This is a genomic window from Aequorivita sp. H23M31 (assembly GCF_004022485.1).
In the GTDB taxonomy this organism is placed as follows: domain Bacteria; phylum Bacteroidota; class Bacteroidia; order Flavobacteriales; family Flavobacteriaceae; genus Aequorivita; species Aequorivita ciconiae.
The window spans coordinates 2,937,353-2,960,331 of the sequence record NZ_CP034951.1 but is presented as its reverse complement, the minus strand read 5'-3'; the positions used below and the strand labels follow the sequence as shown (position 1 = coordinate 2,960,331).

At 38.0% G+C, this 22,979-nt stretch carries 13 protein-coding genes; 4 read left to right on the top strand and 9 right to left on the bottom strand.

What is annotated here, in order from left to right; translation table 11 throughout:
- Window positions 1-17 precede the first annotated feature (17 nt).
- Genes EI546_RS13015 through EI546_RS13005 form a run of 3 tightly spaced genes read left to right on the top strand, consistent with a single transcriptional unit; the run spans window position 18 to window position 6,261 of the window.
- Complete coding sequence (locus tag EI546_RS13015) at window positions 18-3,389, top strand: gliding motility-associated C-terminal domain-containing protein (protein WP_128250948.1); 3,372 nt, start codon at window positions 18-20, stop codon at window positions 3,387-3,389.
- Window positions 3,390-3,427: 38 nt separating this feature from the next.
- On the top strand, window positions 3,428-4,345 hold the full coding sequence (locus EI546_RS13010; protein ID WP_128250947.1) for a PorP/SprF family type IX secretion system membrane protein: 918 nt from the start codon (window positions 3,428-3,430) through the stop codon (window positions 4,343-4,345).
- A 23-nt stretch (window positions 4,346-4,368) separates the two neighbouring features.
- A complete protein-coding gene (locus EI546_RS13005) occupies window positions 4,369-6,261 on the top strand; it encodes an OmpA family protein (protein ID WP_128250946.1) in 1,893 nt (630 codons plus the stop codon).
- Window positions 6,262-6,989: 728 nt separating this feature from the next.
- Here the strand turns inward: EI546_RS13005 and EI546_RS13000 are convergent.
- Both EI546_RS13000 and EI546_RS12995 read right to left on the bottom strand, forming a co-directional pair.
- A complete protein-coding gene (locus EI546_RS13000; RefSeq protein WP_128250945.1) occupies window positions 6,990-8,399 on the bottom strand; it encodes a DUF5689 domain-containing protein in 1,410 nt (469 codons plus the stop codon).
- Window positions 8,400-8,494: 95 nt separating this feature from the next.
- The gene (locus tag EI546_RS12995) at window positions 8,495-11,284 is read right to left on the bottom strand and encodes a TonB-dependent receptor (RefSeq protein WP_128250944.1); all 2,790 of its coding nucleotides are present in this window, start codon (window positions 11,282-11,284) and stop codon (window positions 8,495-8,497) included.
- Window positions 11,285-11,413: 129 nt separating this feature from the next.
- Here EI546_RS12995 and EI546_RS12990 point away from each other — a divergent pair, with 129 nt between their 5' ends.
- Window positions 11,414-12,472, top strand: a complete 1,059-nt coding sequence (locus EI546_RS12990; RefSeq protein ID WP_128250943.1) for an endonuclease/exonuclease/phosphatase family protein — start codon at window positions 11,414-11,416, stop codon at window positions 12,470-12,472.
- 93 nt (window positions 12,473-12,565) lie between these two features.
- Here the strand turns inward: EI546_RS12990 and EI546_RS12985 are convergent, their stop codons facing one another.
- The 7 genes from EI546_RS12985 to EI546_RS12955 form a co-directional block, all read right to left on the bottom strand.
- On the bottom strand, window positions 12,566-13,006 hold the full coding sequence (locus EI546_RS12985; protein ID WP_128250942.1) for a hypothetical protein: 441 nt from the start codon (window positions 13,004-13,006) through the stop codon (window positions 12,566-12,568).
- Between the two features lie 222 nt (window positions 13,007-13,228).
- On the bottom strand, window positions 13,229-15,559 hold the full coding sequence (locus EI546_RS12980) for a BspA family leucine-rich repeat surface protein (protein WP_128250941.1): 2,331 nt from the start codon (window positions 15,557-15,559) through the stop codon (window positions 13,229-13,231).
- 251 nt (window positions 15,560-15,810) lie between these two features.
- The gene (locus EI546_RS12975) at window positions 15,811-17,052 is read right to left on the bottom strand and encodes a peptidoglycan DD-metalloendopeptidase family protein (RefSeq protein WP_128250940.1); all 1,242 of its coding nucleotides are present in this window, start codon (window positions 17,050-17,052) and stop codon (window positions 15,811-15,813) included.
- A 149-nt stretch (window positions 17,053-17,201) separates the two neighbouring features.
- Window positions 17,202-17,975 (bottom strand): DUF3108 domain-containing protein, encoded by a 774-nt coding sequence (locus EI546_RS12970; RefSeq protein ID WP_128250939.1) that lies wholly within the window; start codon window positions 17,973-17,975, stop codon window positions 17,202-17,204.
- 150 nt (window positions 17,976-18,125) lie between these two features.
- Window positions 18,126-19,286 (bottom strand): 4-hydroxyphenylpyruvate dioxygenase, encoded by a 1,161-nt coding sequence (hppD, locus tag EI546_RS12965; RefSeq protein ID WP_128250938.1) that lies wholly within the window; start codon window positions 19,284-19,286, stop codon window positions 18,126-18,128.
- A 170-nt stretch (window positions 19,287-19,456) separates the two neighbouring features.
- Window positions 19,457-20,614 (bottom strand): homogentisate 1,2-dioxygenase, encoded by a 1,158-nt coding sequence (locus EI546_RS12960; protein ID WP_128250937.1) that lies wholly within the window; start codon window positions 20,612-20,614, stop codon window positions 19,457-19,459.
- Window positions 20,615-20,730: 116 nt separating this feature from the next.
- Entirely contained in the window at window positions 20,731-22,971 is a 2,241-nt protein-coding gene (locus tag EI546_RS12955; RefSeq protein WP_317127422.1) for a patatin-like phospholipase family protein, read from the bottom strand.
- Window positions 22,972-22,979: the final 8 nt, after the last annotated feature.

Below are 22,979 nucleotides of genomic sequence, written 5' to 3'. Positions count from 1 at the left end.
ATCTCAATTGAAGCTTTATGAAGAAAAAATTACTTCTCTGTTTACAAAGTTGTTCCTATTTATTGAAGGGTAACTTTGCGCGAAACACTTTCTTGCTCATCGGAATATTTGTGATATCCCTATCAGGCTTTGCCCAAGGCCCAGGACATCCCAATGTCGATGCTGGGGAAGATATAGTGCTGGATTGTAATGAAACTTGTACAGACCTTACCGCCGAATATCTTTATACTGGCGACACAAGCACCTATTCCGTTTCCTCAATTCCTTACGATCCCCCATTCCCATTTATGGGTGGGACACCGGTTGCGGTGAATATCGATGACCGATGGTCGCCCATGATTACTTTACCATTCGAATTTTGCTTTTACGGGCAAGTTTATACACAAATGGTTATTGGATCTAACGGCGTGGTTTCTTTTGATTTGACTCAAAACCCACCAAATACACGTTGTGAATGGAGTTTTGATCAATCAATTCCGAATCCAATCCTTTTCCATGCGGCTATTTTTGGCCCCTATATGGATATCTATCCGTCCACAGGTGATGAAGGAAAAATAAACTGGACCGTTTTTGGAGAAGCCCCTGATCGTACTATGGTAGTGAATTTTAATGACATCAAGTACTTCAGTTGTACAAACCTCAAGCTTACCTCGCAGATAGTTATGTACGAAACCACTAACGTAGTTGAAATCTATATTAAGGATAGATCTGCGGGTTGCCCGAATTGGAATGATGGTAATGCCGTAGTAGGTATTCAGAATCAGGATGGTACTATAGGTGAGTCTGCTCCCGGAAGAAACACTGGTAACTGGTCAGCTACATACGAAGCTTGGCGGTATACTCCAAACGGAGATTCAAACGTGGTTTTTTCTTGGTTGGATGCCGATGGCAATGAAATTGGAACAGATACCACAATTAATGTTTGTCCTACCGACCCGGTTACAGTCTATACCGCTCAGGCTATTTACACAAATTGTAATGGCGATGTCGTAACTGTTACGGACGATGTTCAAGTTACCATAACAGGAAGTATTGATGTTACTATGAATTTAGGTCCAGACAAGGTTTTCTGCGATGTAGCTTCATATGAAATAATTCCTGAAATTGTAGGTGATATTACCGGCGCGACTTTTCTCTGGAGTCCTGGAGGCGAAACTACGGAAACATTAACCGTAACGGATTCGGGAATATACACTCTAGCGCTGACCAAAGATGGTTGTACCATTAGAGATAGTGTTGAAATTACCTTCCTTACTGGTCCTTGTACTGTAGAACCAGAATGTGAAGGAATAGATTTTGTGGAAGATTTTGGATCTGGTGTTGGAAGAGGTCAAAGTCCTTATACCAATTACACCTTTAAAGCAACTGGACAAATTGACGATGGCGAATACGCTTTGGTAAGCACTTCGGCTGGATTGAATACAGGATGGTTTACAGATATGCAAGATCATACCGGAGATGTTGACGGTCGAATGATGTTTGTAAACGCTTCAATTGCACCAGACGAATTTTATCGTAGGACTATCACGTTAACACCAAACACTGATTTTACCTTCAATGCCTGGATTACTACCGTATATGATACAAATACAGGTATTTGCCCTGGCGGTGGAATTCCTGCCAATGTCCTTTTCAGAATTGAGGATATGATGGGGAATACCGTTGCTCAAGTAACAACTGGCGATATAGAAAATGGAACCGTACCTAGATGGTTTGAATACTCCATCAATTTCAATACTGGTAATAACACAGACGTTCAACTTGTATTGGTAAATAACTCTGGTGGTGGTTGTGGTAATGATCTTGCCATAGATGATATTACCTTAAGACATGGAACTGTACAACCGGATATTGTTACACCTCCTGATATGTCCGTATGTGCACCAGTAGGAACTCCCGGAGTTTTTGATTTGGAAAGCCAGATTCCTACTATTTTGAACGGTCAAAACCCTAACCTGTTCAACATCTCATTCCATACAGATGAATTGGAAGCCCAATCGAATGTAAATCCAATTGCAGATCCTAGCGCTTATCAAAATGTAAGTAATCCTGAAACTATCTACGTACGCGTTGAAAATGTTGATCAACCGTCTTGTTTTAGCATTGTTTCCTTTGATCTTACCATAGAAGATTCCGTTGCTCTTACAACTGACCTACCTGGCGAAGTTACCATTTGCTCAACGGATCCATTCCCGACATTGGATGCTACACCAACAAATAGTAATATCGATCTAAATTTGGTAACCTATGAGTGGAAAGATCCATCTGGAACCGTTGTTTCTACAGATGCCACATATACCCCAACGGTAGAAGGAACGTACACCGTTACTTTACAATATCCTCCTTGTAGCATTGAAACCTTTACCATAGATATAATAGTCAACGATCCACCACTATTGGATTTAGGACCTGATGAAACTATATGCGAAGGCGGTTCCTTTGAAATAATCCCGATTATAACAGGAGATACTACTGGTATAACTTATTTATGGAATACAGGCGAAACTACTCCTACAATTGTGGTAACCGAAAGCGGAGTTTACTCATTGGAAGTAACTGTTGGCACTTGTACTGCCACGGACAGTATCGAGATTAGTATTACAGATCCTATTATTGTCGATCTAGGCGATGATTTTGATAGTTGCTTTGATGAAACAACCATTCTTACTGCCCAGGTAGCAGATCCACAAAACATGATGTTCGAGTGGTACTTGAATGGAGTTCTCCTAAGCGGTGAAAACAATCAAACTCTTGTTATTACTGAGATAGGGGAATATAAGGTTATAGTTACCAATATAGATGGATGTACTGGAGAGGATACAATTATTATTGGCGTAGGAAATGATTTAGAGGTAACAGTAGATGCTGATTTCCAAACCTGCCCCAATGAGCCTCATACATTAACCGCTACTACTTCAGAAGAAAACGTAACCTATCAATGGTTTTTGAATGGTGACCCAATTGACGGAGCTACAAATAGCACCTTGGATATATCTCTGGAAGCTGGTTTAATTGGAGCTCAGACCTATATGGTAGTTATTAACTCAGGTGGATGTATTGGAGAGGATTCAGTGGATATTACCTTATATCCTATTGGCAACTGTGTAATTTCACAAGGTATCTCTCCTAATGATGATGGTTATAATGACTTTTTGGATCTCACCTTCCTGAACGATAGAACTGGAGTTAAGAAACTTCAGATTTTTAACCGATACGGAACTCAAGTTTATGAGCAGGTAAATTATACCAATCAGTGGAAAGGCCAGACAAATGATGGCAAGGAATTGCCAACTGGCACTTATTTTTATGTAATAGATCTTGCTGGAAACGACGCAGTCTATGGTCAACAGGCCACGGGATGGATTTATCTTAACCAAAAGGCTAACTAGAAACCATGAGATACTTTTTAACTATCAAAAAGATAAAAATGAAAAAACACATATATATCCTAATAGTATTGATGACGGTTTTGCTCTTTCAGGAAACACAGGCACAACAAGATCCGCAATACACTCAGTACATGTACAATATGAACGTGATCAACCCGGCTTATGCGGGGTCTAAAGAAAGTCTTTCCATGACTGCCCTATATCGAGATCAATGGTCCGGTATGAAGGATAACCCAACAACTATAACTTTCTCAGCCCATTCTCCAATTGGAGAAAAGGTGGGGCTGGGATTGTCGGCCATTAAGGATGAATTGGGTCCGGTAAAAGAAACAAATGTTTTTGTTGATTTCTCTTATACCCTACAAATGTCGACCAATATTAAATTGGCTTTAGGTTTGAAAGCAGGAGCAACCTTCCATGATGTGGGACTAGCAGACTTGGATCTGCAAGACCCAGGAGATCCTTTCTTTTCGGAAAACATAAAAAACACCTATCCTAATATTGGGGCGGGAGCTTATCTTTATGGGGATAGATTTTATGTAGGACTTTCTGTTCCGAATATGTTGAAATCTGTGCACTTGGATGAAAATGGCGTTAAATACGGATCTGAAACAAATCATTATTTTGCTACAGCGGGTTACGTATTTCAAATGTCGGACAACTTTAAGTTGAAACCTTCCGTGATGGTGAAGTCGGCATTCGATGCGCCCGTATCTGTTGATGCAAACCTGAATGCCCTTTTCTATGACAGGTTTGAACTTGGTGCATCTTATAGATTGGACGATTCCTTTAGTGGTTTGGTCGGATTTCAGGTAACCCCTAACATCCGTATTGGCTATGCTTACGATCACGTAGTGTCGGATATCAAAACGGTAGGACCGGCTTCGCACGAGGTAATACTTACTTTTGATGTATTCTTTAAGCCACGTATCCTACGTTCACCAAGATTCTTCTAATAACCTAATTAATTTCATTTAAGATGAAAAAAATCTATACTATACTTCTACTTCTCGCGGTCGGTACGACAATGGTTACCGCTCAAAACAGCCAAACCAAAAAGGCGGATCGTTATTATGACCGTCTACAATATACGGACGCTGCCGAGGCCTATTCAAAATTGATCAAAAAAGGTGAAGCAAGTCCTTATGTGTATGAACGTTTGGCCAATAGCTATTACTTTGTAAATGACACTAAACAAGCTGAAACCTATTATAAAAAGATAATAAAAGGTAAAGACCTTGATCCCGAAACGGTTTATAATTATGCCCAATCCTTAAAGGCAAATGGCAAGTTTGGCGATTATAATACCTATATGAAACAATTTGCCCAAATGAAACCGGCAGATTCCAGAGCTGTAGCTTTTATGAAGAACCCAAATTACCTACCAAAGATTATTGATGAGGATGCACAAAAATACAAAGCGACCAACTTGGGTGATGTAAACTCTAAGTACTCTGATTTTGGAGGAACAGTGAGAGGGAATGATTTCTATTTTGCTTCTTCAAGAAACACCAATCGCAAAACTTACGGATGGAATGACGAACCTTATTTGGATATCTATAAGGCATCCATAGTTGGTGGGGTTGTAAAAGATGCCGAGCTGGTAAAAGGTGACGTTAATACCAAATATCACGAAAGTAGTCCAGCTTTTTCTCCAGACGGAAAAAGAATGTATTTTGACCGAAATGACTACTTCAATGGGAAATTTAAAAAGGATGAAGAAGGTATTAACCAGTTGAACATCTATTTCGCCGAGAACATAAATGGAAGATGGACCAACATTCAATCGGCTCCATTTAATGATCCCGAATTTTCAAATAGTCACCCAGCTTTGAGCCCTGACGGAAATACATTATATTTTTCAAGTAATCGCCCCGGGGGAATTGGGAAAGCAGATATTTATAAAGTTACCATCTCCGCAAATGGCACCTTTGGAAAACCTGAGAATCTTGGCAGTCCAATTAACACGGAAGGAAATGAGGGTTTCCCATATGTAGATTCCAACGGAACACTTTATTTTAGCAGTGATGGACATCTTGGAATGGGTGGACTTGACGTATTTGCAGCCGATGCAAGTGGTTCTGGCTTTGGTGAAGTTAAAAACCTAGGTCTTGGAGTAAATAGCAGTGCAGACGATTTTGCTTTTACTTATGACGCCAGCAAAGAAGAAGGTTATGTTTCTTCAAATCGTCTGGGAGGAAAAGGGAGTGATGATATATACAAGATAAATAAAATTGAATCTTGTGAAGTGAATCTTATTGTGCTGGTTGTGGATGCAAACACAAATTCCCCAATTTCTGGCGCTCGTCTAGATCTTTTTGACAATATGGAGAATAAACTTAAATCAAAACAAACTTCGGCCCAAGGCAATGAGCGTTTTTCTCTTTCTTGTGATCAAGCTCACGTAGTTCAGGCGTTTAAAGAAGGATATGAAAGTAACGCAGCAACAATAACTGCTTCTAAGGAAAAAGAGCAAAAAGTACGTATTGCCCTAAGACCAGTAGAAGAATTGATTGTAGATGAAAAAGTTAATCTAAATCCAATTTTGTTTGATTATGATAAGCACAATATCAAGCCTCAAGCTGCTTTCGAATTGGATAAACTTGTAGATCTAATGAAGCGCAACCCCGAAATGATTATAAAGGTTGAGGCGCATACAGATAGTAGAGGTAACGATAATTACAATATGGCCCTGTCTGATAAACGAGCACAAAGTACCGTTCAATATGTTATTTCAAAAGGAATCTCCAAGGATAGAATTAGTGGAGAAGGCTTTGGAGAAAGCAGACCCGCGGTTAAGTGCGGTGACAATTGTACTGAAGAACAATACCAGCAGAACAGAAGGTCAGAGTTTATAATAGTAAAGAGATAATCAGATTAATCTGAATCGCTAATCAACCAGAAAAAGCTCCCGCAAATCCCATTTGGAATTGCGGGGGTTTTTGATTTTAAGTATTTATGTTTTCAAATATGTTCATTAACAACATAAATGAATCTCGGAATAATATTTCATTTTCACGGAATATAATTCTTAGCATTTTCCTCAATTTATATAAACGTTTCCCTTCTCTATCAAAGGCATCTATTAGCAAATGTGACTAATTGCGATCAGGACCTTTACCATAGAAAAAGACTTTAATTGTGGTTTATAGCGCATAACTAAAAATCTCCATCCGGCTTCCTCCAATCCAATTAGGATAAAAGAGTAACACAATCGCGAGGAAGAAAATTTTTAAGCTGCCTATTGAAGCCACATAATTTGGCCACCACGGTCTAATAGATATAAGTCTAAATAAATGGATTAGGAACTTTCACTCTATTTATTCATTTTTATTAAGTGGAACAGAAATATTTTCTTAACTAAACCGAAGTAATTATAGATTCTCAGTGTGAAGTCCTATTAAGAATCCTGAAAACACAACTGAGGGATTACTTAGTGAAAAAAATCTTAGCGGTAAATGGTTAGGATAATTCAGGTTACTTAGATTACTCTTGTATTTAAAAAATCCAACAAAAAAACCGTCCCCAAAAATGGAAACGGTTTTATAAGATTAAAACGAATTTATCGAAGTCTTACTTTCTGGTCATCCGCTCAGAAAATTATTCTATTGTGAAATCATCAAAGTGCAAATCATAATTTGCAGATTTTCCAATTTTCAAGGCGAAGAAGTTTTTGGAAGTATTCGTAACATTAAGGTCACTGAGTCCTGATAGATTTAAAGTAACGAGAACCCATTCACCACCAGTATTGATATTGCCAGTATATTGGTTCGATTCTGCCGGCGTGAGTGTTCTGCTTGATGTCAAATCCTCAAGATTAAAAGCGTAGAATGTTTCATCATTCTTATAAACATTTAGGGAAACCGATTTATCCGCCGTTCCTTTAATATAGAAAGAAATCTTAGTATAATCGGCAGGCAAACCAGCTTTTGCCAATGAAGTAAATACATAGTCATTTCTATCTGTAGTTCCTGGATCGGTAGCAATCTTCAAAGATGCACTACCCTCTCTTCCAGTTCCTACACCTTGGGTGGCATAAGGTTGGATTCCAAAATTATTCAATCCACCAAGGAATTCTGCCCAGTTTTCAAAATCAGCTCCTGCAAAAGCGAGAACAGCATCTGGAGAAGGACCATCTCCGTCGCCGTCTCCATCTCCGTCCCCGTCGCCATCATCACAGCGTACGCCATCCATTATTACATCACTTGTATCTCTAATAAACAATTGGATATCTGAATTGTAGATACTTAAAACTGCCGTAACACTTCCATTTCCTTCAGGAAGTGTCATATTTTTAAAGTCGGAGAACCCACTATTTCTTAATATCACGGTATTACCATCACAATCTTCTATCGTTCTACTTTCGCTAAAGGTATCTGTTAAATTTGCGTAATGTTCCACCCCAGCAACACCGTCAGGAAATTGAACATCTTCAAATTTTACCAAAGTAGCCAAATAAGAAGGATTATTTTTTTCGGTCAATGGGATAACTGTAGGAACAATATCCTCACTCGTTTGAGAACGGAAAATACGCGAATTGAAATCCTCTACTCCAATTCTACCTATTTCGTTACCCTCACGAGTTCCAATAGAAGGAAGTCCTCTATACTTTCCAATATACAAGCCATTCACACGAAAATAAATCTTCCGTCCCGGTTCATATTTGGTATATAGATCGGTTGCATTTACAGAGATAGCTACTCCGTTCGTAGGATTTTGAGGGGCATCCTGAACGAACATTTGCTTATAGATATTCCCTGATTCATCGCTTGAGTTTACATATACTTCCATATACATCTCGTTTGTGGAACCTTCACCCGTTTCTATAATTATAGGTTCATAACCCCGGTACATTGCTTTAATAGAAGTAAGATCAGTGTTAACATTTACGTTTGGCTCCTCAATGTTAATTGGCGGCACATCATAATCATCGTCATTAACACAAGAAGTAGCGATCAATCCTATAAAAAATAGGAAGCTTAAAAGTTTAATGTTATTTAATTTTTTCATCTGGATAAATATTTGTTTTTCAATGAATTTTATTTTGCCCGCTCGTTATTTCCTCTTGGGCATTTCATTTTATAATAAAATTACTTTTTTATTTATTAAAATCTAACGTAAACGTTCAGGTAATAATTGGCTCCATATCCATACCAATATTTGGGTCCAAATACTCTGGTATCAAGAGAAGCGTCTTTGGATAAAGTTCTATAATTAGCATTTCTACCTTGCTCAAAACCACCTGTTTTATATTCCTTATCGAATATATTACTGACACTCGCAAATAGCCCAACATAATACCCCTTAATTCTCCATGATTTTCCTCCTACAAGATTTACCAACATATAATCATCGAACTTCTCCTGTTTTAACAATCTTCTTGAGGTGTCTTCGTCATAATCATTAAATGGAATTCCATCGCTATCCATATAAAAGTTTTTGGTACGGGCAAGTGGAGAGACATCGAGATAAGCATTGTTGAAATAATTTACAGTAGCGCCAAACCACCAAAAAGCAGGGTCGCGGTACTCAAACCCAATTTGATATGCTTGTTGGGGTCCTCCAGCAACCTTATATCCCTTTAAATAAGATTTACCGTAATCCACAGAAGTTATCCTGTCATTAGTGCCCTGATATACATCCCCTCCAAAATCCGATGAGATGTAAAGATTAGGATTGTTATCATAGGTATTCTGTCCAATAGCAGCAGCACCTTTTAATTTTATGGTAGGAGTAACTTGTGCTTCAATACCAAATTCACCGCCCACATTCCTTTTGTCAACATTGGTAAGAACTTCTTGTACGAAAGCAGTTGTCGCGCTTCTTCCCTGAACCGAAATACCATCGGCATAAAAGAATGAAATTTCTGAAGCGTCCTGTAACAGAGTATAATATCCTGTCACTCTAGCTTTAATAAAAGGAGTACGATAAATATAACTCCCATCAATATTCATGGATTTTTCTTCTGTCAAACCTTTTACAACTGCATTCGATTGTCTGGAATTAGAAAAAGAATTTCGAAGAGAGGGTGCATCGGTAAAATAAGCTCCATTGATTTCCAAGGCGTGTTTGCCAGTAATTTTGTAGGTAGCTCCTGTCTTAGCCCCATATGTGGTGAAATCTAGTTTTTCACTCTTACCGAAAGATTCGTTATCATTCGCAAAAAGTCCGCTTCGATATAAACCATTTCGCTGATAGCTCATCTTACCGGCTTTAGCAGCAATATAGAAATCCACCGCGGAATAGGAAAACTGACTCTGTACAAATCCACCGTATTCAGTCGCGTCAAACTCGTAATTATATTTAAATGTATCCCCAGTGCCAACAACTCTATTCGGATTATTCAAATCATTTTGTGCAGCATCTCCTTGATTAAAAGTATCAACATCTAAATATCCATTTCCACCCAATAAATCCAACATATTAGCATAGCTATGTGAATTTAAGTTTTTATAATTCACCGCAGCTGTTAATGCGATACGATCCGTGAGCCTTGCATTCAAAATAGAGTTCGCCATTATTTGGTTATCGTCATTTCTATCTTCATAGAGATAATATCTAGACGTACCCCCGTAGAAAACATTGGTTTCATAGATATCCTGCCAGTTAATCTGCCCGTCGTTTACGAATGAGGAATATGCTCTGTAAGCTCCTTCATAGTTTGGTCCATTGGGATCTGCCATAAAGTAACTTGGAAGTTTTTGATAATAGGAAGGATCGGGGTTGGGAGCATTGTCGTATCCCAGGCGGCTATTCCCTATTTTTCCAAATTGGTACCCTACGTTTGTGTTTAACTCTACATTTTCGGTTATATCCCAATAATGGTTTAGCATAACCACAGGTTCCTCAACCTCTTTAATTCGAGAGTTTCGAATTTCGCCATCTTGCTCACCCCAATATGAATTGTATCTTGTCCCTTTTAGGTCATAAACTTCCTGTGTATTGGCAGAAGATTTTCCTCTTCGGTTAGGCGTATAGAAGGCTGTTAAATTCAAACTGTGTTTTTCATTCAATTTTCTTTCAACGGAAGCAAAAAAGGAATTTGCATCATACAATGTTCCCTCGTTATACCCCTCATCCGCAAATCGTCTGGATACGAGCACGGAATACGCCCAGCCATTAGCCAAAAGACCACTACTATAGGAACCCATAATGCGACCACGATAACTTCTGTTTCCAGCTGCATAGGAAATTCTACCTCCTTTACGATATTGCGAGGCTCGCATAATAATATTAGTAGTACCCGCAAGATCACCAAATGTATATTCATTTGGAGTGATTCCCATTGAAAACATTTGGTTACGCTGAACGTCGTTTAAGCCTCCCCAGTTGCTCCATTGCGGTCTGCCGTCATATAGTTTGTTCATCTCTAAACCATTTATCAGAACCTTTCCATCTTCGGAATCATAACCTCTCGGTCTAAAAAAAGTGGCACTAAAATCATAGGAGGCTGCGTTTAGAAACACATCCTTTGATGCCTGTAATAGACCAGACACATTATATGATGTACCATCATCGTCGTCCAATTGGTCATCGGAAAGGCTTATTACACCTATTTGGGATTCAACTTCTGCAAGATCTACGGCTAGCAATAGAGTTGCCATTTCAGAAATCCCACTATCGGGAACGGTAATTGGAACTCTTTGTGTAAGATATCCAGATTTCGAAAATAGAAGGATTTGTTCTCCGACAGGGAGGTTTTGACCGGAAATGGTGTAAACACCATTACTATCCGTCTGGGCATTAAAATTACTTCCCATAAGAGAAACCTCCACTCCCGGAATGGGTTCGCTAGAATAGGTATCTAGAACCTTTCCTGTTACAGAAGTATCTTGAGCTAAAGTGGTAAAACCTACCAAAAATACAGCGCAAATGACTAAAATGAATCTGTTCATTCTCTTTGTAAAAAATTATACGATAATATTGTTTAAAATTGCAGAGAGCAAAACTACATTTTTTAAATGAAAGAAGTACCTTTGAAATAAATTTTGTTAAAATTAACATAACATCTTTACTATTCTGAAATGAGATTTTTGATCCTTTTTGCGTTTTTTTTAATATTTTCAAGCTTTTCTACTTTTTCCCAAAATGAAAAGCAGTATAAGATAATCACGGTAGCATTCTACAATGTTGAAAACCTTTTCGACTATGAAAAGGATCCTCTTATTTTTGATGAAGATTGGACTCCAGAGGGAAAAAATAACTGGACCCAAGAAAATTATGAGGACAAACTCTCGAAACTGGCCAAAGTAATTTCAGAAATTGGAGCAGATGTAACTGGATCTTCTCCGGCCATAATAGGAGTTGCTGAAGTCGAGAATAGGCGCGTGTTGGAAGATTTGGTCAATCAAAATCCATTGTTAATTCAGGACTACGGCATCGTTCACATTGATAGTCCAGATCGTCGTGGAATTGATGTAGCTCTTCTTTACAAAAAGAAACTGTTTACTCCCACAGACTATAAAGCCTATGAGCTGGTACTATATGATAGTCAAGACCGAAGGAAAAGAATTTATACACGTGATGAGCTTTTGGTAAGCGGAATGCTTGATGGCGAAATGATACATATAATTGTTAATCATTGGCCATCGCGATATGGCGGAGAAGAGCGCAGCAGACCTAATAGAATTAAAGCAGCAGAGTTGAATAAGAAGATTATGGACTCTTTGTTTAGCGAAGATCCCTATGCAAAAATTATTACAATGGGCGACCTGAATGACGATCCAACTAGCCCGAGTATCAAGGAAGTACTTAAAACGAAGAGTAATCGGGATTATATGAAGATGAAAGAGTTCTACAACCCGATGGAGGATATGCACAAAAAAGGAATGGGAACTTTGGCCTATCGGGATGCGTGGAATCTATTTGATCAAATTATTATCTCTACAGATTTAGCTAAGAAAGATTATACCTCCTATCGTTTTTATAAAGCGGGAATCTTCAATAAGAATTATCTGCAAACTCCGCGTGGCCAATACAAGGGATACCCTTTTAGAAGTTATGCCAATGGGTACACTGGGGGTTATAGCGATCACTTTCCAGTTTTTATATATTTAATAAAAGAAATAAATAAGGAAAATTAATTTCTTTAAACTCTTTAATAAAAAATAGGCACTCATGTTATTGAATGCCTATTTTTTTATGATTGTGATTACTTTTAAAAACTTGACTTACACTTAAAACCAAAGGTTCCACGGAATTCGGCTTAGCATTAAGATCAAGGCAATCGTATAAAAGATAGATAAGCTTTTAAATTTTTTATGCGAAAGCAATCTTTTTTTATGCTGCGAATAGCCAATTGTAATAAAAACTGCTGCTAAAATCATTATCATCGGATGTTCCACGGCAAAAAGACGGGAAGTCGAATCTTTCATAACAGCACCCATTCCTAAATTTGAGATATTTTTAATTCCCCAAGGAGAGACGAAATAAAGGATAAGCCCGATAAGCACTTGAATGTGGGTAACAATAAGAGCAAAAAGCGAAATCCTAAAATCCTTCGCCCCATATTCACGTTTAGCAAAAAATCCAGCTAGAGCGTTAAAAGTTGCGATAAGGACAATAAGAAGAACGAGATATGCCCAATAGGAATGAATAAATTGAATAGTTGTATCCATGTTTCAGTTGATTTTTGAAATTTTTCAAAGATAGGATTTTATTAACAATAAAGGCTCCCCAATAAAGGAGGCAGAATTAAATAAAAGTAATGCCTGAGTGAAGTAAAGTTTCAGGTATATCCACAAGTTTCCCTGGCCTGATTTTATAGAGCATCATTAAAATAAAAACCCTCCCATTCAAAATTTGAAGGGAGGGTCCTCGGCCAAAATTTTCCTATTGAATTATTTTTTAACCATTAATTTGGAAACGCTACTGTTTTGGCTAGTAATTATAACCATATAAGTAGCTTTAGAAAGATTGGAAACATCTAATGTTATTTCTGAGGAAACATTGCTAAGATCTACAGTTTTGATAAGTCTTCCTGCAAGATCATAAATAGCTGCACTCACCAATTTTTGTCCATCAGGATTCATTATACTCATTTGCTCACCCATTGGGTTAGGATAAAGAGCGATTCCAGATAACATTACAGTTTCACCCAGATCCATTCTTAGTGGAGGAGTACAGTCCTTTCCTCCATCATTAATTGTCCAGTTATATGAGTTAATTATGCTCTGTCTCGCAACTTCACCAGCACAATATGTGCTATTACCACCGTGGAACTTAACATTGTTTTTCAATGTAAGATTGCTCCAGCCATTCAATAGCGCATCATAATTTAATGTGGAAAGAGTCACTCCGGAAAACATACCAGTCATATCTGTTACTTTCGTAACATTCCAATTTCCAATATTTTGATCGAATCTATTGGCATGATAAAACATACGATTCATGTTAGTAACTTTACTCACGTTCCAACTACTAATGTCAGCATTGAATCTCATAGCCGTTCTGAACATGTTTTTCATATTGGTAACATTACTAACATCCCAGGATCCTAAGTCTTGGTTGAAAAGTGTAGCACCATTAAACATTTCGGCCATATTTTTCACGTTGCCCACATTCCAATTGCTAATATCTTGATTGAACACTGATGCACCACCAAACATACCGTACATATTGGTTACATTACTAACATTCCAATTTCCAAGTGGACTATTAAATTTTCTAGCATATGCAAACATTCCATTCATGTTAGTAACTTGACCCACGTTCCATCCACTAATATCTCCATTAAACTCCATTGCAGTAGTGAACATTCTATCCATATTAGTTACCTGACTGACGTCCCAATTTAAATCTTGATTAAACTGGGTTGCTCCATCAAACATACGGTACATGTTGGTTACATTGCCCACATTCCAGTTACCAATATTTTGATTAAATACTGACGCTCCACCAAACATACCAGCCATAGATGTAACTTGTCCTACATCCCAACCACCTATATCTCCGTTAAAATTCCTCGCATAGTTAAACATAGCCGTCATATTCATTACATTTCCTACATTCCAGCTGTTTAATGATTGATTAAAGGCGTAGGCAGTTCTAAACATTTCTTCCATATTAGTTACATTACTCACGTTCCATCCATCAATATCTTGATTAAAAATGGTAGCCCCGTTAAACATACTACCCATATTTGTAACATTGCTTACGTCCCAATTTCCAATTGGATAGTTAAACATCGAAGCTCCACCAAACATTCCATACATATCAGTTACATTGCTGACGTCCCAATTACCAAATTGAGCATCTCCATTGAAATTTCTTGCAAAAGCAAACATTCCAAACATATCCGTAACTGACGAAAGATTTGGCATATCAGTTGCATTGCTCACCAGATTCTCACAACCTGCAAAAGCCGAATTCATTGAAGTCCAAGTACCGTTACCCCATTGTTCAATTGATTTAATTTTTAAACGATCCCCAGAATTATCGAAGTAAATACGAGGGAAGTTTCCTTGTATTTCTACGGTGTAAGTACCAGAAGAAGCATAAGTGTGAACTGCGTTTCCGGTTATTCCAGTGTCAGTATTACCATCTCCCCAGTTAACATCATAATTGTATCCTCCACCGGTTGTTGGAATAGTAATTGACTGGTTGGGTGCTGTGGTAGCCCAAGTGGTTATAAATGAGCTAGACGAAACCGGTTCAACCAACCACACATAATTGGTTTGGCCACCCATACACCAATCTTCTACAAATGCGGATGTGGCACTGCCTAACCCCCCAGGAACATTATATCCTGGATCTCCAAGATCCAAAGAGTAATCTTCAGCTACCTCTTCGCATCCCACTCCCCAAGTTGAAGCCCAGGCAGTATGAGTAATAGTGGATGGGTCAGTAATATTCGAGTTTGTCGAAATCGCATAATCTGAAGGGCTGCCTCCAAAAATAAAAGCTGCTGCTTCCACACCACTATAAACTGCAGGATTTTCCATCCAAAAAGGGCCCCCATTCGTCTCAAAAGACCCTACATAAGTAGCAGTTAAGGTTCTGTTAGCATTTTGGGACTGAGTTCTTGCCGGATTATCCAAAGCCTTTTGAATTTGAATCTGCATCTCTGGAGATACAAAAACAGAATTTTCTCCTGACTTTTGAGCATTGACTGCTGTGGCAAATGCAAGAATTGTACATATAGTAAACATGTACCTTGTAATTTTTTTCATAATATTTATATTTAAGATGATTTAGTTGTTGCAAATATAGAACTATACCACTTAAATTAAAAACATATAATTACAATTTTATGTTAAAGGATTATATTATCAACAGGATGATGGATCTAGTGAGAATCCCATAAAAAGATAAGGCTATTTGATTGGTATTATCATAATTTCTAAAACCTTTTGATACAGAAAATGAAAATTATATCAATTTTCAGAAAGAATTGGAAAATCTTTTCGAATTTAAGGTAGATTTAAAAGACAATGCAGTCTAACTTCTCTTTCAAAAGAGACTGCACACTGAAATAAGAATCGTGCAATCCATCCGGCAAAGGTTTTGAAAATGGGGTATCATCCTGAAATGGGTCAACTTCCTTTCCATGTTTCCAGAATCGGTAGCACACGTGCGGACCACTAGTATTCCCTGTCATACCGATCCAGCCAATTACATCTCCTTGGCTCACGTATTGCCCAACTTTTACATTCCTAGCTTTCATGTGCAGATATTGGGTCTCATAAGTTCCACTGTGCCTTATTTTAACATAATTTCCATTGCCGCCCTTATATTCTGATTTTGACACTACGCCATCAGCCGTAGCTAAAATGGGAGTTCCAATAGGGGCGGCAAAGTCAGTACCTCTATGTGGCCGCACTTGATAGCCATAATATTTAATTCTACGATTTAGATTGTAGCGGGAGGAAATTCTACTGAACTTTACAGGCGCCTTAAGAAATGCTCTTTTTAAATTGTTGGCCAACTCATCGTAATAACCAGAGATTTTTTCAAACGAATCGGAATCGGAATCAAATTTAAAGGCATATAGAGGTTTTCCCCGATGTTCAAAATAAGCAGCTTTAATTTCTTTCAGTCCGGCAGGAATCGTATCGTCAATAAATTTTTCGGTATAAACTACCTTAAAACGATCTCCGGGCTGCAATTTGAAAAAGTTAATGGTCCAAGCGTAAATATTTGCCAATTGGTCCGTCATATACGGACTTAGATTTTGCTCTTCCATAGTCGCCGAAAGAGAGCTAGTAATTACTCCTGAAGCTTCCCGTTCCTCATAACGAACAGGTTTTTGGCGATTGTTGATAGAAATGGAATCGCGGAAATCAACCACAGCATAATCAACCTGATTCGCTTCATAAATAAAAACTTGGGTGATGTTGGTGGAATCTTTCGCATTCAGTAATACATAGGGCTTACCCACAACCATTTTCCTTACATCAAAACTATCCCGAAATTTGGTTGCCACTTCCATGATTTTGTCTTGAGAAACTCCATTAGCAAATAAAATATCCCCGAAAGTATCTCCTTTCCGAATGGTATCACGAACTACATTAAAATCGTTTAGTATATATCCGTATTGATGTATTAGAGGAACTGGCTCAATTTCGGCAGACTCGGATAAATCATCAACTTGATTTTCACAAGCTGTAAAAAAAGAAATAGTAAGTGCTGCTAAAATTAATTTTTGGAATGAGAGAAATTTCAATACAATAAATTTTAATAATTATCTTTTAAAAACCTTTCCACCGTTCGAACCTGCTTTTCAAAATCTAATTTTATAGAAAAAACATCTTGAAAAATGCATAACATGATGGTTCTCTTCGGGCGTCTTCTACCGGTCGGCAATAATAAATATTATTTTACAATTATTTGGAAGGAGTGCTGCAAACCTTTAAATTCTATTAAACTAGCCTTAAGAGATCCTACAGCCAAATTAGCCTTTACCAATAATGGAATTTTATTTTCGTCGTCACTTATCCAAACGGTTAGGCTTTCCTTTTCCTTAAAAACACGTCCTGATTGTACGTAAGGCCGGAAAACGAGAGTTCGAATTTCTCCAAAATTAGTTGACAAATTTTCTCTGCCCATAAACTTTAACTGGAATTTGAAATTCTCCTTGTCAAAAAACATATTCATCTCGATTATATCTCCCTCCTTTATTTTCTCTACATCCAAATGATTTCGGAGATAGTAAAAAGCCGAAATCATATCCTGGGTATTCTTTGGAAACGAAAAAACTGAAGTTTCATTGTGTTTCTTATCGTTTACCGTTGCCTTTTTAGATGAGTGATCGAAATCCACTACAACATCCTTGGTGTATCCGCCTTCATCAATTTTTCTAATGAATTTGTAAGGAATATCTTTCTCTTTATCAATATACGATTGATAGTCATCCTCAACTTTAAAAAACCACCGGGAAACGCCTACGGTTTTACCGTAACCACGCACGTGATAAACATCCTTTCCTTTTAAGGTGGCATTCTTAACTTCAAGGCTGGCATAACCCGCGGTTACAAACCCATAATGTACCCTGAACTTAAAAAACTCTCCGGCTCCATAAGCATTATTTTGGGCAAATGATGATGAAACAATTAAAAGCAACAATAAAGCTGGAAGTATCTTTTTCATAAGTTAACAAGTTCTGTTTTTAAGAAAATTACAATTACTGTTCCAAAAAATCAAAAGAAGTTTTTAAGTGAAAAAGGCGCAAGTATTAGAAGTGGGAATATTCTCACACTTCTTCTTGCGCCCTGAAGGCATCTTCAGCCCAATATCGGACTACAATGTTCCTCTTTGTTCCTGCTCACGCTCAATAGATTCAAAAAGAGCTTTAAAGTTTCCGGCACCAAACCCCTTCGCTCCCATTCGCTGAATTATCTCGAAAAATAATGTGGGTCTGTCCTGAACAGGTTTTGTGAAAATCTGCAAAAGGTATCCCTCTTCGTCTGCATCAACTAGTATTGACAGCCTTTGAAGTTCTCTGATATCTTCCTTCATAATTTTCATATGGCCGCCTAATCTCCTTGGTATATCATCGTAGTACGCTTGCGGTGGCGGTGGCAAAAATTCCACCCCACGTGATTTTAGATCGGCAACTGTTTTGATTATATCATCGGTGGCAACGGCCAAATGCTGTACACCAGGTCCTTCATAAAAGTCAAGATATTCCTCTATCTGTGATTTTTTTACTCCCTTCGCAGGTTCGTTTATAGGGAATTTGATTCGTCCGTTTCCATTACACATTACCTTACTCATCAAAGCAGAATATTCCGTGGTAATCTGTTTGTCATCAAAAGAAAGAAAATTCACAAACCCCATTACATCTTCATACCATTGAACCCATGTGTTCATTTCGCCCCAACCTACGTTCCCCACCATATGATCAATAAACTTGAAGCCTGTAGAAGTGGGATTATACTCAGATTTCCACTCTCTATACCCTGGAAGGAATTGACCGCTATAATTTTTTCTTTCTACAAACATATGGACTGTCTCTCCATAGGTATAAATTCCACTTCGCACAATTTCACCATTGTCATCCTTTTCTACGGTAGGTTCCATATAGCTCTTTGCACCTCGCTTTGTAGTTTCCTCATAAGCAGAGCGTGCGTCATCAACCCATAAAGCAATCACCTTAACACCATCACCATGTTTTACAATGTGGTCGTTAATTGGGGATTGGCTATTTAAAGGAGATGTAAGAACCAACCTAATTTTATCCTGCTTCAATACATAACTTACCGTATCCTTAGAACCAGTTTCCAATCCCTTATAAGCAAAGGACTGAAATCCGAAGGCAGTTTTATAATAGTGTGCAGCCTGCTTGGCATTACCCACATAAAATTCTACATAATCCGTCCCCAACAAAGGCAAAAAATCCTCTGCCCCATCAAAAATCTTTTCAAGGCCATACTCGACCGACTTAATTTCTTTACTCATAATAATTAATTAGTTTTTTTCTTAGCGAGTTGTAAATTTTACTCCTCAATTGTCAAAAATAGTTTTTATTTCATTCTATCCTTCCGAAGAAACAGTTTCGTCTTCGTTTTACTGAGATCTTCTCTTTAGCAAAATAAATTATATACTGACTGCGAAATGCGATTATTTCATTACTCCAGCCAGCTTTGATAATAGGTCCCGTCCGAAAGTTTCATACCAACCTCCGTTACCTGTAAAGGCTTAAAGGTGTCTACCATAACAGCTAGCTCATCGGTTTTTTCCTTTCCGATACTTCGTTCAGCCGCTCCTGGATGCGGTCCGTGGACAATTCCTGCGGGATGAAGTGTAATCTGTCCTTCTTTAATATCATTCCGACTCATAAAATCTCCGTCCACATAATATAACACTTCATCGCTATCAATATTGCTATGATTATAAGGTGCGGGAATACTATCTGGGTGATAATCGTACAAGCGCGGTACAAAACTACAAATTACCATAGCTGTGGTTTCAAAAGTTTGGTGTACCGGCGGAGGTTGATGGATTCGTCCGGTTATCGGTTCAAAATCGTGGATGGAAAATGCATAAGGATAATTATACCCGTCATAACCCACTACATCAAAAGGATGTGTGGCATAAACCATCTCAAAAATATCGTCATTCTTTTTTACCTTAACCAAAAACTCACCTTTTTCATTGTGTGTTTCCAATTCTTCCGGCTTTCGTATATCACGCTCACAATATGGAGAATGTTCCAACAATTGCCCGAACCAATTTCTATATCGCTTCGGCATATATATAGGTTGACGAGAATCTATTATAAAAAGACGGTTATCAGGGGTATCAAAATCAATTTGATATATTACCCCTCTGGGAATTACCAGATAATCTCCGTATTTGAAATCCAGATTCCCTAAGAAGGTCCGCAACTTTCCACTTCCCTTATGAATAAAAATTACTTCATCCGCATCGGTATTTTTATAAAAATAATCTCTTAATGAATTTTGCGGTGCCGCGAGTATAATACTGCAATCACTATTCGTAAGAACAGTTTTCCGGCTGTCTAAATAATCCTTCTCAGGTTTTATACCGAAACCATCCAATCGAAGCGAAAGCATATTGTTCGAACTAGCTATTTTAGGCGCTACATTATATTGTTTTTTGATTTCCTTTACTTGGGTAGGCCTACTTTCGTGATAAATATTGCTGTACATTCCATCGAAACCAATGGTGCCGAACAATTGTTCGGAATAAAGACTGCCATCCGGTTTTCGGAATTGGGTGTGACGTTTAGGCGGTATTTTACCCAGTTTATGATAAAAAGGCATAATTGTAGAGTTTATCCACAAATATCGAAAAAATTATCTTGAATCGGATAAATGAAATGCTAAATGCGCTGGTTATAAGAAGTGACGAGGAACGCACCCAAAAGATTACTAGAAAATCAAAAACGGTAGCCCAGCGCTACAAACCAAGTGTTTTGTTTAAGCTCGGGTGAATAAGAATATTTTAGCTCCATGGGTCCTAAAAGTGTTTCCAAGCCATAGCCAACGGAAAAGCCCGAATATCCAATTCTATCTATCCATTGATCCTTCTCAAAAAGATCATTCCCAACATTGGCGATATTTGCGCCGACATTGATATGGTTTTTCCTGAAAATCTCATAATCAAAAGTTATTGAGGATTTAAGATAAGTGTTTCCTCGAAGCGATATAGCTTCATATCCCAAAAAGGGTATAATGTTGTTCATTTCCTTAAAACCGTATCCACCCAAAGCAAAATCAAGTGTAGTAGTTTCTGGACCTCCTAGCTTGAACCCTCCTTCGGTGGTAAGATGGACAGAAATCCGATCGAAAATTTTATGAGCATACCCTATTTTTGCTTTGGCGATCGAAAAAGGCTTAAAATCCTCATTCAGCCCATTGGCAAATAGATACCAATGAAAATCCCCCGAAAAATAAGCTCCACTGGTGGGGAAAAAACTATTGTCATAACTATCATATTTCAAAAACCCATACGTACTATAGTAATTCGTACTTTCAAAAATAGTCCGCGGCAAATTGTTACTTTTGGTGCCAATAGTTTCTGAAAGGTATCGTAAATATTTATGCTCCACCCCAGCTCCCAATAAAAAAGTTCTTCTAAAGGGAGTTTCAAAATATAATTGATTGGTAAAATCGCTGTATTTGATGGAAATTTCATTAATAGGTATATTAACCAGCATAGGAAAATCGACATCCACGAAACTTAATGGAACTCCTGTTTGAAAAAAGTGATACTTTGAATTGAATCCTACACTCCAATAATATCCCTTATCTATATAGTATTCAAAGTTATAGCGTAGGTTGTCTCCCGCAATAAGATCTAAAGACGCAATATCATTATTGGTTATTAAACGTTTGCGAGTAATATTTACCAGCGCTGCAGTTCTAAAAAGATTGTCATAATGAGCTCCGAACCTCAAGAACATTTGTGAATTGTTTTCCCGCAGGCGAATCTGTAATTGATTTTTGCCCAAGGAGTCAGTTACCAGTTTGTAATTAATACTCTGAAAATTTCCAGTGGCGGAAAGATTATTTATACCCTCACTAAATTCAGCATAGGACATTTTAACCGGAGGCCGCAATTTCAGTTTTCCTACAACATAACTCCTGGTATATTTCTTATTTCCCTGAATATTTACATCGTCTATTACGATCGTATCATTTGTCTCAAAAGCAACCCTTTCCCTTTTAGATGTTTTTTGATGTTGTGCAATCTGCTCCAACCTCTCCAGCTGGGCATTGGCGCTTTCTTCACCCGACTCGATAATATTCTTTCCAGCATCGAAGGAAATAGCGCTAAAATCCTCAATATTTGGATGGATGTACACATCGGTTTTTTCTCGTTTTGCCACCATATCGCTAATGGTCTTAAAATTGTTGATCTGCACAAGCACCTGAAATGCTGATTGCAGTCCTTCTCGGCCCCTTAAGGTGTCCTGAACGTCCACACCAATGATTACATCCATGCCCTTTGCCAGAACTTCATCTACGGGATAATTATTTACAACCCCACCATCAATTAAAACCTTATCATCGATAACCACCGGTCTAAACAATGAGGGCAGGGCACCACTTGCGGACACTGCTTGCGGAAGATAGCCATGATCCAATATTACCTCCTTACCGGTTTCGACATTGGTGGCGACGCAAAAAAACGGAATCGGCAATTTGCTGAAATCTGAAATACTACTTACGTGGGTGGTGAGCCTGGAAAGAAGATTATAAACATTTTGTCCCTTCGAAAGTCCAGAGGGAAGGCCAATTTTAAAATTTTCAAATGGTAGTATGAGGGCGTATTTTTCAGACTCTTTTTTTTCATAAAAGGTTTTGGAACCACGCGGAATGTCATCTTGGATGAGCATTTTAAAATCCGTTTGCATAAATATACTGTCCAATTCGGTAGCGGTATATCCTGAAGCATATAAAGCCCCGATTATGGCACCCATACTTGTACCTCCAATGTAGTCGATACGAATGCCGGCTTCTTCTATTACTTTTAATGCTCCTATGTGCGCTAGACCCTTTGCGCCTCCACCACTTAATACTAGCCCCACTTTAAGATCATCGCTGTTCTTATCTTGCGAAAAAGAAATGCCCATAATCAAAAGAAATACTAGTAAAAGTATCTTGTCCATTTTCATTAATACAT